Consider the following 14,727-nt stretch of genomic DNA (forward strand, 5'->3'; position numbering starts at 1 on the left):
CCCATGAAAACGTCTGCTGTTTCACCCGGCCGCGCCGGTCTGTTGCTGCTGCTGGGCGGCCAGATGCTGCCGCTTATTGATACCTCGATCACCAATGTGGCGCTGGACGCCATCACCCATACCCTGGCGGCCAGCGCCACGCAGCTGGAACTTATCGTCGCGCTCTACGGTGTCGCCTTTGCCGTCTGCCTGGCGATGGGCAGTAAGCTTGGCGATAACTATGGCCGCCGGCGCCTGTTTATGTGGGGCGTCGCGCTCTTTGGCATTGCTTCCCTGCTGTGCGGCATAGCGAACAGCATCAGCGCCCTGCTGGCCGCCCGCACTCTGCAGGGCGCCGGTGCGGCGCTGATTGTGCCGCAGATCCTCGCCACCCTGCACGTCACCCTCAAAGGCCCGGCCCACGCCCGGGCTATCAGCCTGTATGGCGGGATCGGCGGGATCGCCTTTATTGTCGGACAGATGGGCGGCGGCTGGCTGGTATCGGCGGACATCGCCGGACTGGGCTGGCGCAACGCCTTTTTTATCAATGTGCCGATCTGCCTGCTGGTGCTGGCCCTGAGCCGCCGCTATGTGCCGGAAACCCGTCGTGAGGCGCCGTCGCGGATTGACTGGCAGGGCACGCTGTACCTCGCCCTCATCCTCTGCTGCCTGCTGTTCCCGATGGCCCTCGGTCCGGAGCTGCGCTGGCCGCTGTGGCTGCAGCTGATGCTGGTGTCGGTCCTGCCGCTGCTGTTCGCCATGCGTCAGAGCGCCCTGCGCCAGCAGCAGCGCGGCGATCATCCCCTGCTGCCGCCGCGTCTGCTGCAGTTGACCAGCATCCGCTTCGGGATGGCCATCGCCCTGCTGTTTTTCAGCGCCTGGTCCGGCTTTATGTTCTGCATGGCGCTGACCATGCAGGAGGGGCTGGGGATGGCGCCGTGGCAGTCCGGCAATAGCTTTATCGCCCTCGGCGTGGCCTATTTTATTTCGGCGCTGTATGCCCCGCGGCTTATCGCCCGCTACAGCATGGGGCGGATCCTGCTGACCGGTCTGGCGGTGCAGATCGCCGGTCTACTGCTGCTGTGCGCCACCTTCTCCCGCTTCGGGATCGCCACCACCGCCCTGACGCTGGTCCCCGCCACGGCGCTGATCGGCTACGGCCAGGCGCTGATCGTCAACAGCTTTTACCGGATTGGTATGCGCGATATCAGCGCCAGCGACGCCGGGGCCGGGAGCGCCATCCTCAGTACCCTGCAGCAGGCGACTCTCGGCCTTGGGCCGGCTATCCTCGGCTCGCTGTTCCTGGCGCTGGCCCGTCGCGGCGGCGGAAACTATCCGCAGGCGCTGATTGATTTTCTGCTGGTCGAGGTGGCTATGATGCTGTTGCTGGCGGCCATCGCGCTGTGGCTGCGTCATCATCTCAACCGACAGCCGGCGACGGTAGCGTCGTAATACCGGCGGCGGTGATTTGCATAATCGTTATCCAGCGGTCATCATACCCGCTGGATATTCAGGAGACGTTATGCAGGAATTAATATCGCAAATTGCCGCCTTAGGAATCGAAATAACTCCCACCCGCTCGCTGATGATTATCTTCGGCATTATCTTGTTCACCGCCGTCGTCGTGCATCTGATATTGCATAAAGTGGTGCTTCGCGCTTTTGAAAAACGGGCATTGGCCAGCAGCCATCTGTGGCTGCAAATCATCACGCAGAATAAACTCTTTCACCGACTGGCCTTTACCCTGCAGGGGATCATCGTCAACGTGCAGGCGGTGCTGTGGCTGCAAAAAGGCAGCGAGGCCGCGGAAATATTAACCACCGTGGCTCAGCTATGGGTGATGATATATGCCATGCTGTCCTTCTTCTCACTGCTGGATGTGATCTTAAAGCTGGCGCAGAAATTTCCCGCCGCCTCTCAGCTGCCGCTGAAGGGGATATTCCAGGGAATTAAGCTGGTGACGGCGATTATTATCGGCATCCTGATTATTTCCCTGCTGATAGGCCAGTCGCCAGCGATCCTGATTAGCGGGCTCGGCGCCATGGCCGCGGTGCTCATGCTGGTATTTAAAGATCCGATCCTTGGCCTGGTGGCCGGTATCCAGCTCTCGGCCAACGATATGCTCAAGCTTGGCGACTGGCTGGAGATGCCGAAATACGGCGCCGACGGCGCGGTGATCGATATCGGCCTCACTACGGTCAAGGTACGTAACTGGGATAATACCATCACCACCATTCCGACCTGGTCGCTGGTCTCCGACTCGTTTAAAAACTGGAGCGGCATGTCGGCCTCCGGCGGCCGCCGCATTAAGCGCAGCCTCAACATCGACACCACCAGCATTCATTTCCTCGATGAACAGGAGCAGCAGCGCTTGATCCGGGCGAAGTTGCTTAAACCCTATATGGATTCGCGCCACGAGGAGATTAGCGCCTGGAACCAGCAGTATGCCGGGGAACAGTCGGTTCTCAATGAGCGGCGAATGACCAATGTCGGCACCTTCCGCGCCTATCTGCAGGAGTATTTACGTCATCATCCGCGCATCCGCCAGGATATGACCCTGATGGTGCGCCAGCTGGCGCCGGATGCCAACGGCTTGCCGATCGAGATCTATTGCTTCACCAACACCGTGGTGTGGGCGGAATATGAGGGGATCCAGGCGGATATTTTCGATCATGTCTTCGCCGTGGTGGAGGAGTTTGGCTTACGCATTCATCAGACGCCCACCGGCAACGACATTCGCGCGCTGGCGGACGCCTTCTCCCGCTGACCTCAGGCGCTGGCGCGGGCTATCACGCGCCAGTCCATCATCACCCGCTCGACGGCAGCGTCGGGATCGTCGATGCGTTTCATTAACAGATCCACCGCCGTGCGGCCGATCGCCCGGGAGGGCTGTTCGACGGTGGTCAGCTGCGGGGAGACCACTTCCGCCAGCTCGGTGCCGTCGAAGCCGATCACCGCGATATCCTCCGGCACCCGCAGTCCAGCCTGGTCAATCGCCCGTAGCGCCCCGGCGGCAAGGGAGTCCGAAACGGCAAACACCGCGTCGGGCTTCTCGTCTTGCGACAGCAGCTGCTCCATCGCCCGTTTACCGGCCGCCGCGCTAAGATCCTGCGCGTAGGTCACCTGCTGATACGCCAGACCGTGCACGTGCAGCACGCTTTTATAGCCGCGCTCGCGCAGGCGGGCGTAGCGATAGCTGAGGTCGTGATTAATGAGCGCGATGCGACGGCGGCCGGCGTCGGCCAGCCGGGACACCGCCCCCTGGGCCGCCTCGACGTCGTTAATCCCGACGCAGGAGATGCTGCCGGTGTCGGCATACTCCGCGCACTGCACCCAGGGTGCATCGCCAATCATGGTGGTCAGTTCCGGCAGGCTGGAGAGCGCGTTCATGGTAATAATGCCGTCGACCATTTTGCCGGAGAGCAGCTGCAGGCCCGAGGTCGAGCGGGCCAGATCCGACCCGGAATTACACAGCAAAATGCGGTAGCCGTTCTTCTCCGCCTCTTCTTCTATCCCTTTCACCACCTCGGCGCAAAAAGGATTAGCGATATTAGACACCATCACCAGGATCATATTGCTGCGGGCGGTTCGCAGCTGACGCGCCAGCAGGTTCGGCTGATAGTTGCTCTCTTTGATCGCCTGCAGCACGCGCTCACGGTTTTTGGCTTTTACCGTATCGCTGTTGTTCAGCACCCGCGACACCGTGGCCACCGAAACGCCGGCCAGACGAGCAATTTTCTGAATAGACATAAACCCTGCACTTCCTGCGGTAGAGGTGGATCCTGCAGGCTATCATAAATGAGCTCTGGTTGGCCTGCCAGCCTGGCGCGAAAGCGTGGCTCAGTGAGACAGCGTCTCGGGACACTATTAATAATCAGGGCTTCTCTCCCGCCCCGATAACGCGCATCCTTTTGCCGTTTCATATTCTCATTAGCGCAGGAGGCGCAACAGACCGCCTGCGCCCCATTTGTGCTTTTATGATTAAGGATGATATCCCCATGAGGCTCTCCACCGCGATTCTCGCCCTCAGCTGTGCCCTGGCAACGATCACCGGCTGCACCTCGTCAAAATCGTCACCGGAACGCCACGCCTACGCGTTCGTCGCCCACCGCTCCGATTTTGTCGGCGGCAACTTCACCGTCAACCGTCAGGAAAATTACCGTTTAAACCTGCCGACCTTCACGGCGATGTACGCCCGCGGCCAGCAGGATAAAGCCGCTGGCATGAGCGAAAGCGACGCCCGCCGCACCGCGGAGGCCATCAAACAGCAGGCGGCGCAGGGCACCCGCACCGAGCACGCCTTTACCGGCAACGCCAGCGACAAATGGGATAATGCAATGGAAAATAAAGATGCCGTCCTGTTCGGCAACGAACTCTCCGGTGCCTATCTCGACGGCTATCTTGGGGTGAAATAATCCTTCGCTCCCCCGCCCTCAGCGTTCGACGCTCACCCAGCGCTGCTGCTGATGGCTTTTGACGATCGCTTCGATGATGTACATCACATCGGCGCCGTCGTCGAAAGCGGCGAAGCGTCGGGCCCCGGCCTCCGGCATCTTCCCGGCGCGCACCGCCTGATAAAAATGCCCCATCATATTCTTAAAGGCGTCCGGCCAGCCCTCAATATGGCCGCCGGGGTAATGGGCGCTGTCAGCGATCTCCGGCCACAGCAGGCTGGGGTCGTCGCTGAGCCGCCGATCCGGCTGCTCGCGGTGGCCGATCCACAGCCGCTGGGGCACTTCCTGATCCCAGGCCAGAGAACAGCGGCTGCCGTTAACCTCCACCGCCAGACGGTTTTTCCGCCCGGCGCTCACCTGAGAAACCATAAAGCTGCCTTTGCTGCCATCGTCAAAACGCAACAGCACCGAGCCAAAGTCCTCGGTATCGACAGGCCGGGTTTCATATCCCTGCGCCTCGTGAACGGCGCTGAAGGTCGTTTTGCCATTGACCGGCGCTTTACGCGTCGGCCAGACGATAGACAGATCCGCCATCACCTCGACAATCCGCCGACCGGTCATAAACTGCACGGTATCGCACCAGTGGGAGCCGATGTCAGCCACCGTCCGCGATGCGCCGCCCTGCGCCGAATCAACCCGCCAGTTGTAATCGGTCTCCAGCAGCATCCAGTCCTGTAAATAGCCGCCGTGCGCCGCGAAGATCCTGCCGACCTCGCCATGGCGGATCATCGCCGCCGCCTGCTGGACCATGGCGAACTGGCGATAGACGAAGCTGACGCCATGCACCACGCCGGCCCGGGCGGCAAGCGTCACCAGCTCCCGCGCCTCCTCCGCCGTCATACACAGCGGTTTTTCGGAGAAGACGTGCAGCCCGGCGGCGAGGATCTGCCGGTTAATCTGGGCATGCAGATGGTTCGGCGTACAGTTATGCACCACCTGTAGCCCCGGATGGGTCAGCAGCGCTGCCACGCTGTCGTAGGCATGGGCAATATTCAACGCTTGCGCCTTGCGCTGCGCCGCCTCAAGGCTGCTGTCGCACAGCGCCACCACCTCGATATCCCCCAGCCGCCGCAGCGCCTCCAGATGCGCCGGGCCAATAAACCCAGCCCCAATAATCGCAACCTGAATCATGTTATTCCCTCCCACCGGCGGCAAAGTCATCGAAGGCCCGTCCGGCAACGGGAATGATATGGCGACGAATAAACTCGCTGCCCTCGCGCGCGCCGGTCTCGGCATCCTTCAGGCAGCACTCCCACTCCAGCACCGCCCAGCCGTCAAAATCATATTCGGTCAGCTTACTGAACACCCCTTTGAAGTCGATCTGCCCGTCGCCGGGAGAGCGGAAACGGCCAGCCCGCTGCTGCCAGGGCTGATAGCCGCCGTAGACACCATTGCGCCCGTTGCGGCGAAATTCGGCGTCCTTGACGTGAAACGCTTTAATACGCGCATGATAGATATCGATATAGGTCAGGTAATCCATTTGCTGCAGATGCAGGTGGCTCGGGTCATAGAGCATATTGCAGCGCGGATGGTTATCCACCCGCGCGAGAAAACGCTCAAAGGTCACGCCATCGTGCAGGTCTTCGCCGGGGTGGATCTCGTAGCAGACATCGACCCCCTGCTCGTCGAAGAGGTCCAGCAGCGGCCGCCAGCGCCGGGCCAGCTCGGCAAAGGCCTCATCCAGAAGCGACTGATTATGCGGCGGCCACGGATAAAAAAAGGGCCATGCCAGCGCCCCGGAAAAGGTCGCATGCGCCTGCAGCCCCAGGCGGCCGGAGGCCACCGCCGCCTGGCGCACTTTCTCCACCGCCCAGCGCTGGCGCGCCTGCGGATCGCCGTGCAGCGCCGCCGGGGCGAAGGCGTCAAACGCCGCGTCATACGCCGGATGCACCGCCACCAGCTGCCCTTCAAGATGAGTGGACAGCTCGCTGATGACCAGCCCATGCTCCGCCAGGGTGCCGCGGACCTCGTCGCAGTAGGTCTGGCTCGCCGCCGCCCGCTCGACATCGAAAATCGCCGGGTGGTTGCAGGGGATCTGCAATGCCTTGTACCCCAGGCCGGCGGCCCACTGCGCCATCCCCGCCAGGGTGTTGAACGGCGCCTGCGGGCCGATAAACTGCGCCAGAAAAATGCCCGGTCCCTTGATCGTTTTCATACCCCCTCCTGTAAAATTAGTGCGGCTCTTTCTCGTTGTACTGGAAAGAGAAAAGGAAAATCAGCGCGATAACCGCGGCGGCCACCGCCGGGATCCACCAGAAGGTCACCCAGGCCTGCGGCACGCTCTGGCCGGCCACCAGATGGTTATACAGCGCGCCGGAGATCTGCGAGCCCAGCAGCATGCCGATCCCGTAGGTGAACATCACAATCATGCTCTGCGCCTGGCCTTTGACCTTCTCGCCCGCCACGCGGTCGGTGTAGATAAAGCCGACGACAAAGAAAAAGTCATAGCACACGCCGTGCAGCAAAATACCCAGATAGAGCAGGAAGCGCCCCTCTTCGCTGACCCCGAGGGCGAAAAAGGCATAGCGAACAAACCACGCCGCCATGCCGATAAGCAGCATGTATTTCACCCCGAGGCGACGGAACAGCAGCGGGATCACCAGCATAAAGACGATCTCTGACATCTGGCCGAAGGACATCGCGGTGCTGACATCCTTAACGCCGGCATCCGCCAGATACGACGCGGTATAGGCGTAATAGGTGCCTAACGGCACGGAAATTAAGGTGGCGCAGAGGGAGAAAATCAGGAAATGGCGGGTTTTCAGCAGCGCGAAGGCGTCCGCGCACAGCAGATCGCGAAACTGAACCGGCATGCCTTTGGCCGGCGCCGGGGTGTGAGGCAGCGTCAGGCTGTAGATCGCCAGCGCCACCGAACAGAGCGCCGCCACGGTGAAGATGCCGGTGGTGTCAGAGATGCCGGTCACCCCGATGCAGATCCCGGCGATAATCCAGCCGATGGTGCCGAACACGCGGACCACCGGAAAGGTTTTATCGACGTTAGCCAGGCTGTGGAAGGCGATATTGTTGGTCAGCGCCAGGGTCGGCATATAGCACAGCGTATAGCCGAACAGCAGGCCAATCAGCAGCGCGCCGTTCTGCGCCACCAGCGCCTGGGGGACAAACCACAGGATCGCCGCCCCGGCCAGGTGCATCACCGCCATCACCTTCTGCGAGGCGAAAAAGCGATCCACCAGCATCCCCAGCACAAAGGGGGACAGGATGGAGGCGATCGGCCCGGCGGAGAACGCATCGCCGATCAGCAATGACATCTCATAGCGGGTCATCACCAGCCCCAGGGTCACCGACCAGCTGCCCCAGATAAAGAACTGCATAAACATCATTAACGACAGCCGCGGCACCAGAAAACGGTGGCTCACGCGGACACTTTCCCGACCTTCTGTTGTTGTGACCATGTTGCTCGCCCTCATAAAAGTAATCGATTACAAAATCGCTCAAAACAAAAGTAATCGATTACAAAAAGAAGATCGCCAGGCAAATGCCTCACCTGCGAAGAGGATCACAATAAAAAGCCAGGCAGCCCCGCCGTCCGGCGGGGCATCTCGCTTACGCCGGGCGGCGCAGCAGTTTGAAGGCGATGAACAGAAACAGGATCCACACCGGCAGCAGGATCGCCGACAGGCGCATCCCGTCGATAGTGCACATCAGCGCCAGAATCAGCCCAAGGAAAGCAATGCAGAAGTAGTTGCTGGCGGGCGCCAGCAGCGCTTTAAACTTCGATTCACGCCCTTTGCGGCGCTGGGCGGCGCGGAACTTCAGGTGCGCCATACAGATCATGATCCAGTTCAGCAGCAGCGTCGCCACCACCAGGGCCATCAGCAGTCCCAGCGCTTCATGCGGCAGCAGGTAGTTCAGCACCACCACCAGTGAGGTGATAATCCCCGAGAGCAGCAGAGAGTTCACCGGCACGCCGCGCTTGCTGACGCGGGCGAGGAACGTCGGCGCATTGCCCTGCACCGACAAGCCGAACAGCATCCGGCTGTTGGAGTACACGCCGCTGTTATACACCGACAGCGAGGCCACCAGAATGACGAAGTTCAGCGCGGAGGCCACCAGGTTGCTGTCGAGATGATGGAAAATCATCACGAACGGGCTACTGTCGGATTTGACCTCCACCCACGGGTAGAGCGCCAGCAGCACCACCAGCGAACCGATATAGAACAGCAGGATACGATAAACCACCTGGTTGACCGCTTTTGGAATGCTCTTTTCCGGGTTTTGCGCTTCAGCGGCGGTGATGCCGATAAGCTCCAGCCCGCCGAAGGAGAACATGATCACCGCCAGCGACAGGATAAGACCGTGCCAGCCGGTGGCGAGGAAGCCGCCGTGTTTCCACAGGTTGTCGAACCCGGCTTTGCTGCCGCCGTGGCCGCCAAACAGCATCCACAGGCCAAAGGCAATCATGCCGATAATCGCCAGCACTTTTATCAGCGCAAACCAGAACTCCGCTTCGCCATACAGGCGCACGTTGACGAGATTGACGGCGTTAATAATAAGGAAGAAGGCCGCCGCCCAGATCCAGGTCGGGACGTCGGGCAGCCAGTACTGCATGTAGATCCCGGCGGCGGTCAGCTCCGCCATTCCCACCAGCACGAACATCACCCAGTAGTTCCAGCCGGAAAGGAAGCCGGCGAACGGGCCCCAGTATTTGTAGGCAAAGTGGGCAAAGGAGCCGGATACCGGCTCTTCCACCACCATTTCGCCCAGCTGGCGCATGATCAGAAAAGCGACAATCCCGGCAACGGCGTAACCCAGTAATACCGCCGGACCGGCCATCTGGATAGCGGGACCAATGCCGAGAAACAGCCCGGTGCCAATCGCGCCGCCAAGGGCGATAAGTTGAATGTGTCGGTTCTGTAAACCGCGATGAAGCGTCGGGCCGCTCTCTTCTACGGCATCCGACGACGTTGACGCGTCTTTCACGTCGTTCCCCTGTGTGTTTTTGCGAAGGGGCACCTTTTATCACTTAGGGGGGATTGTCGCAAGTTGCGAGGGGCGAGCGTCAGCCGCCCGCCCCGCTTTTTTTAGCGTCAGAAGTCGTAGCTCATTGAGACGCGAACGGTACGCGGATCGCCTTCGAACAGGTAAGTACCGGTATCGTCAATGCCGGACCAGTACTTCTCGTTGGTCACGTTGGTCACCCCGACGCGCCAGGTCATTTCGTTCTGGTCGGCGTTCAGACGCATACGATAGCGCAGGCCTAAATCCAGGGTGGTGTAGCTATCCAGCTTTTTGGTGTTGGCCGCATCGGCATACTGCGGACCGCTATGATTCACACGCGCGGTCGCGGTCAAGCCTTCCACCGGCTTGATGTCATACTCGGCGCCGAGCACCGCGTAGAAGTTTGCCACCCCGATGGCATCTTTACCGTCGGTTGCGCCTTCAGCGGTTTTAGTCTGTTTTGCATCCAGCCAGACGGTACTGGCGTTAAGACGCAGTCCCAGCATCGGCTCGCCAAAGACGTTCATCTCTACGCCGCGGTTACGCTGCTCGCCGTCGAGGCCGTAATTGCCAGCGGTATCGGAAATGGCGTTCGGTTTTTTGATTTCAAACAGCGCCAGCGATCCGCCGATCGTACCGTAGTCGATCTTGACGCCCACTTCGTCCTGCTTCGAGTGCGCGATACCGGTGCTCTCACCGGCATTGGCCGCCGTCGTCGGCGCCACGGAACCCGGCTGCAGCGCTTCGGTATGGTTAGCATACAACGACAGCGACTCCCACGGTTTGTACACCAGGCCAAACGTCGGCATCCAGCGGCTTTGGGTATAACGCGAGGAAGTATCTTCCAGTCCGGTGGCGTTGCTGTAGTTGCGCACGACCACTTTCTGATGGCGAGCGGCGGCGGTAAACAGCACTTTATCGTTAAAGAAGCCGAGGGTATCGCTCAGCAACCAGCCCTGCGTACGACTGCGTGAGGTGACCAGCGGATCGTGGTAGTTACCGCCAAAATAGGCGTTATCCGGCATGGCCACATCGCGGTTGTCATAGATATTGGTGGTCGGATTCTTCGCCGACATCCGCCAGGCGGTGGCATCGGTATGCACCTGCGCCGCATAGCCGAGGTTCACCTTATGCGAAATCGCGCCGGTATTAAAATCGCCGCGAACCCCGCCCATGCCGCTTATCGCGTCGATGATGCGGTTAGTATCCAGGCGGCCAACCGTGGCATCGCCGTTTTTATTGAGCAGCTTCGGCGCGCTGTAGGTGCCAATTTCATGCGAATGCTGGCCGCCAAGGGCGCTGTATACCGTCCAGCTATCGGTCAGGTCATATTCTGCCTTCGCCATGCCGAATTCGCTTTCGATATCGCTATAGCCCCACTTCTGGCTGTAGTTTTTGCTGTTGTCCGGCAGCGCCGGGACGAAATCCACGCCGCTGATATTGACGCCCATCGTACCGCCGTGGAACGTTTTCTTCTGGTAGCCGAAATCCAGCGAGGAGCGGAAACGGTCGCCACGGTAATCAAGTCCCAGCGAAGCCAGCGTGGTACGGCGTTTATCGTTATCGATAGCGCCTTCACCCTCGCGATGCACCAGGTTGACCCGGGCGCCGAACTGGTTGTTGTCGCCGAAACGCCGCCCAAGGTCGAGGGTGCCGCCCACCTGAGAATCAGAGGTATAGTCGACGCCAACGCGCGCGGTCGGCAGATCTTCCGCCCGTTTCGGCTCAAGGTTAATCATCCCGCCGACGCCGCTGCTGGCCGCACCGTTAAGCAGGCTATTGGCCCCTTTAAAGATTTCAACGCGCTCCAGCATCTGGGTGTCCATCACCTGACGCGGCACCACGCCCGCCAGGCCGCCAATGGTCATATCGTCGCCATCGAGCTTAAACCCGCGGATTCGATAGGTCTCGGCGAAGTTGCCGTAGCCCTGTACGGCCTGCACGCCAGCGTCGTTACTGACAACATCGGCGATGGTTTTCGCCTGCTGATCCTGAATCAGTTTCGAGGTATAGCCGATAACGTTAAAAGGAACGTCCATCGCCTTTTGTTCGCCAAGCATCCCCAGACGACCGCCGTGAGCGATCTGCCCGTCGAGGAATGCCGGAACCACCAGGTCGCCGCCGGATTTAAAATCGCTGGTTTCGTTAGCCTCGACGATCAGAGTCTCTTCGCCAGGCTGCTTCGCGGCCACTGCCGCCTGGCTGGCGGCGCCGATGGCTAAGACCAGCAGCGTTTTACGCAGCGGGAAGGATGAATAGAGCGTGGTGTGCATAATTTGCCCCGTGGATGAGGATAAATGAATCAAAGGTCCCGTCGCCGGACCCGTTATTTTTATTGCGCGTTCAGATCAATGCGTACGACGCTGTCCGGGCCTTTTGTGGAGTGGTCTTTATTGAAGGGCTGTTTGACGGTGACAAACAGCGTCTGACCATCGGCGGAAAGCAGCATACTGTTAGGATTGGCCGGTAACGCCCAGCTTTTCTTCAGCGTGTAGCGGCTGGCGTCAAGGCTGATGACCTTGCCGGATTCTCGCTGTGAAATATAAATTTCCTGGCGTTTCTTATTGAACTGCACCGCCAGCGAATCGCCGACGTCGAGCTGTTTAAGCAGCTTGCCGCTGTGGATATCCAGCACCAGCGTGGTTTTCGCTTTCGAGTTATCGGTCACGAACAGGCGGCCGGTGTCGCTATCTTCAGCCATATTAAGGAGCAGCGCTGGCTTGTCGCCCAGTGGCTTCCAGCGCTGTTCAATGCGCTGGTTATCTGGGTTGATCACCAGAATTTCACCGCTGCCGTTAGCGGCGTATACGCGCCCGGTTTGTGCGGAGTAGTGCAGGCCGGTCATCCATTTACCGGTATTTGTAATGCGTGTTTTCAGCTTCAGGGAGGTGGCATCAACCACCCAGATTTGCGCCGGGTCGGCGACCGCGCCAACGTAGAGAGTATTGTTCAGCAACAGCAGCTGACGCGCCCCATAAGGGCGTCCTTTTTCATTGCGCTCGCTGAACAGCAGGCGGTTTTTGACCTTGCCGGTAGCGGTATCGATAGCGCTGATGCCGCCGTCCAGCGAATTGCTGACATAAAGCGTTTTACCATCCGCAGAGAGCTGCAAAGCGAAGTTTTTCAGATCGGTATGCGTCAGGCCGATGGTGTTGAGGGTTTGCGGATCCAGTGTATAAACCGCCCCACCCTGCACATGTTTAAAGCCTTCGGCGCTGGCGACGTACAGCGCATCACCCTGCGGGCTTAGCGCCATCTCGTACAGTCCTTCCGCTAGCTGGCGCTGCAGCGGTTGCGCCACGTTAGGGGCTGGAGAGTCGATAACCAGTTGGGAAACGGCAGAGGAATGATGCGTCGCGCAGCCGCTTAACGCCGCGCTGATGGCCAGCATCAACGCCGGAAGTGTGTATTTCATTGGATCAACCCTATAAAAAATCAATGACCCGATGGACGCGCAGCGGCCGATATTGTGTGTTTCCAGCCTGCTGTCTTTACGTCACCCTACGCCTTCGCGACTCTTTGTGAACGACTCACTGGCGCAGCTCGAACCTTGCCTGACATGCAAATAAAAAAGAGAATGAGAACTATACGCATTATCCAATATCAGACAAGCCCTGGCGGGCAAAAAAGATAATCTGCTAATTTTTTTTACGGCAATGGCGGATAACGGTGGGAAGAAAGGATCCGCGAAAGGAAAAAGAGTCCCGGAAGCGAGGCAGTGCCCCCTCCCGGTTCAGGGCCAAAAGGCGCAGGATGTGTCGCCCATCTGGCACAAAACGACAAATGCCTGCGCTATTTCGCTGAGCGGCGGTTAATAGCGCACCATCACCGACTTCAGCTCCGTGTAGTCATCGATAAACGCGCTGCCGAATTCGCGCCCGATGCCCGAGCCCTTCATGCCGCCGAACGGTACCGCCGGGTCGAGGAAAGTATGCATATTGACCCACACGATGCCGGCCTCAATGGCCTCCGAGTAGCGCAGCGCCAGGCGAATATTATCCGACCAGACGCTGGCCGCCAGGCCATACGGCGAGGCATTGATCCGCGCCAGCGCCTCGTCTTCACTGTGATAACCGATAAAACTGCACACCGGGCCGAAGGTCTCCTCGCGCATCAGGGTGCTCTCTTCGCTGCGCACTTTAACCGCCGTCGGCTGCAGGAAATAGCCCTCCCCCGGCAGGGCTTCACCGCCGCAGACGATGGTATCGCCCTCGTCGCGCGCGGTCTGAATGAGCCGCAACACTTTGTCATACTGCTGGCGGTTGGCCAGCGGCCCCATCAGCGTGCGCTCATCCAGCGGCGATCCCGGCGCGAAGGCGCTGAGCTTATCTTTCAGCAGCGCCAGCACCGCATCCAGTTTACCCTGCGGCAGATAAAAGCGCTCCGCGGCGGCGCAAATCTGCCCCTGGTTCAGGTAGCCGGCTTCCAGAATGCCGTTGACCATCGCCTCCGGCGTCAGATCATCCAGGAACAGCGCGGCGTTTTTGCCCCCCAGCTCAAGGGTCACCCGTTTACCTGACGCACTGGCCGACCGCTGGACTTTCTCGCCAGTGGCCACCGAGCCGGTGAAGCTCACCTTGGCGCAGGCCGGATGGGTAATCAGCCGCTGAGCAATCTCGCCGCCGGCGCCGTTGACCACGTTTATCACCCCGTCCGGAATACCCACCGCTTTCGCCAGCTCCGCCACGCGCAGCAGCGTCAGCGGCGTATACTCGCTCGGCTTGAGAACAATGGTGCAGCCGCAGACCAGGGCCGCCGCCAGCTTCCAGACGGCAATCATGATGGAGAAGTTCCACGGCACGATGCCCACCACTACCCCCAGCGGCTGACGGCGAGTGAAGGCGGTATATTTCTCCCCGGCCATCGACGGCAGCGACACATTCAGGGTTTCGCCGGTGACTTTCCCCGCCCAGCCGGCGAAGTAGCGCAGGAAAGCGACCGATTGATCCAGCTCGAGCATGCGCGCCAGCGTGATGGTCTTGCCGGAGCAGAGACTTTCCAGCTGCGCCAGCGCTTCGCGATGCTCAGCCAGGGCATCCGCCAGCTTCAGCAGCAAGGTTCCGCGCGCCAGCGTCGGCATTTCGCGCCACTGATTAAACGCCTGGCGGGCACTCTCTACCGCGCGATCCGCCTGGTCGCTATCCGCCGCGGTGACCTCGGCGATCGCCCGCCCGGTGGCAGGGTTGATCACCGCAAACGGCGCGCCGCGGCCCGCCTCTCGCTCACCGGCGATAAACTGCCCGTGCGGCTGGCGTAAAAAGGCGGTCACTTCCGCCAGTAAGGTTATCTCGCTCATCGTCAGTACCCGTTTTTTCAGCAACGTTGGCCCATCACA

At 60.2% G+C, this 14,727-nt stretch carries 11 protein-coding genes; 3 read left to right on the plus strand and 8 right to left on the minus strand.

Features of this window, described 5'->3' with window-relative positions; genetic code table 11:
• Positions 1-3: 3 nt before the first annotated feature.
• Together ABLV64_RS00180 and ABLV64_RS00185 are read left to right on the plus strand one after the other, a co-directional pair.
• Complete coding sequence (locus ABLV64_RS00180; RefSeq protein ID WP_323109178.1) at positions 4-1,431, plus strand: MFS transporter; 1,428 nt, start codon at positions 4-6, stop codon at positions 1,429-1,431.
• 70 nt (positions 1,432-1,501) lie between these two features.
• Positions 1,502-2,746: a mechanosensitive ion channel family protein gene (locus tag ABLV64_RS00185; protein WP_180249751.1), complete on the plus strand. Its 1,245-nt coding sequence runs from the start codon at positions 1,502-1,504 to the stop codon at positions 2,744-2,746.
• Positions 2,747-2,748: 2 nt separating this feature from the next.
• Here ABLV64_RS00185 and ABLV64_RS00190 read toward each other — a convergent pair whose 3' ends face one another.
• Positions 2,749-3,729: a LacI family DNA-binding transcriptional regulator gene (locus tag ABLV64_RS00190; protein ID WP_004202470.1), complete on the minus strand. Its 981-nt coding sequence runs from the start codon at positions 3,727-3,729 to the stop codon at positions 2,749-2,751.
• A gap of 248 nt (positions 3,730-3,977) precedes the next feature.
• On the opposite strand from ABLV64_RS00190, the gene ABLV64_RS00195 reads away from it, so the two are divergent.
• Complete coding sequence (locus ABLV64_RS00195; protein WP_004202462.1) at positions 3,978-4,394, plus strand: Exc2 family lipoprotein; 417 nt, start codon at positions 3,978-3,980, stop codon at positions 4,392-4,394.
• A gap of 18 nt (positions 4,395-4,412) precedes the next feature.
• On the opposite strand, the gene ABLV64_RS00200 is transcribed toward ABLV64_RS00195, so the two are convergent.
• The 7 genes from ABLV64_RS00200 to ABLV64_RS00230 all read right to left on the minus strand — a co-directional run bounded on the left by ABLV64_RS00200 (position 4,413) and on the right by ABLV64_RS00230 (position 14,688).
• On the minus strand, positions 4,413-5,564 hold the full coding sequence (locus tag ABLV64_RS00200; protein ID WP_004202461.1) for a Gfo/Idh/MocA family oxidoreductase: 1,152 nt from the start codon (positions 5,562-5,564) through the stop codon (positions 4,413-4,415).
• A gap of 1 nt (position 5,565) precedes the next feature.
• A complete protein-coding gene (locus tag ABLV64_RS00205) occupies positions 5,566-6,588 on the minus strand; it encodes a sugar phosphate isomerase/epimerase (protein ID WP_004202459.1) in 1,023 nt (340 codons plus the stop codon).
• A gap of 16 nt (positions 6,589-6,604) precedes the next feature.
• Positions 6,605-7,810 carry an MFS transporter gene (locus ABLV64_RS00210; protein WP_025999301.1) on the minus strand — a complete coding sequence of 402 codons (1,206 nt, stop codon included), beginning with the start codon at positions 7,808-7,810 and terminating at the stop codon, positions 6,605-6,607.
• A 187-nt stretch (positions 7,811-7,997) separates the two neighbouring features.
• The gene (pheP, locus tag ABLV64_RS00215) at positions 7,998-9,374 is read right to left on the minus strand and encodes a phenylalanine transporter (protein WP_032455670.1); all 1,377 of its coding nucleotides are present in this window, start codon (positions 9,372-9,374) and stop codon (positions 7,998-8,000) included.
• A gap of 107 nt (positions 9,375-9,481) precedes the next feature.
• Positions 9,482-11,665 carry a TonB-dependent siderophore receptor gene (locus tag ABLV64_RS00220; protein ID WP_032455669.1) on the minus strand — a complete coding sequence of 728 codons (2,184 nt, stop codon included), beginning with the start codon at positions 11,663-11,665 and terminating at the stop codon, positions 9,482-9,484.
• Positions 11,666-11,724: 59 nt separating this feature from the next.
• Complete coding sequence (locus ABLV64_RS00225; protein WP_109938142.1) at positions 11,725-12,807, minus strand: YncE family protein; 1,083 nt, start codon at positions 12,805-12,807, stop codon at positions 11,725-11,727.
• Between the two features lie 396 nt (positions 12,808-13,203).
• Positions 13,204-14,688: an aldehyde dehydrogenase family protein gene (locus ABLV64_RS00230; protein ID WP_049004398.1), complete on the minus strand. Its 1,485-nt coding sequence runs from the start codon at positions 14,686-14,688 to the stop codon at positions 13,204-13,206.
• Positions 14,689-14,727 lie beyond the last annotated feature (39 nt).

Origin of the sequence: Klebsiella sp. JB_Kp031, assembly GCF_040064295.1 — a bacterium.
Classification (GTDB): Bacteria; Pseudomonadota; Gammaproteobacteria; order Enterobacterales; family Enterobacteriaceae; genus Klebsiella; species Klebsiella quasipneumoniae.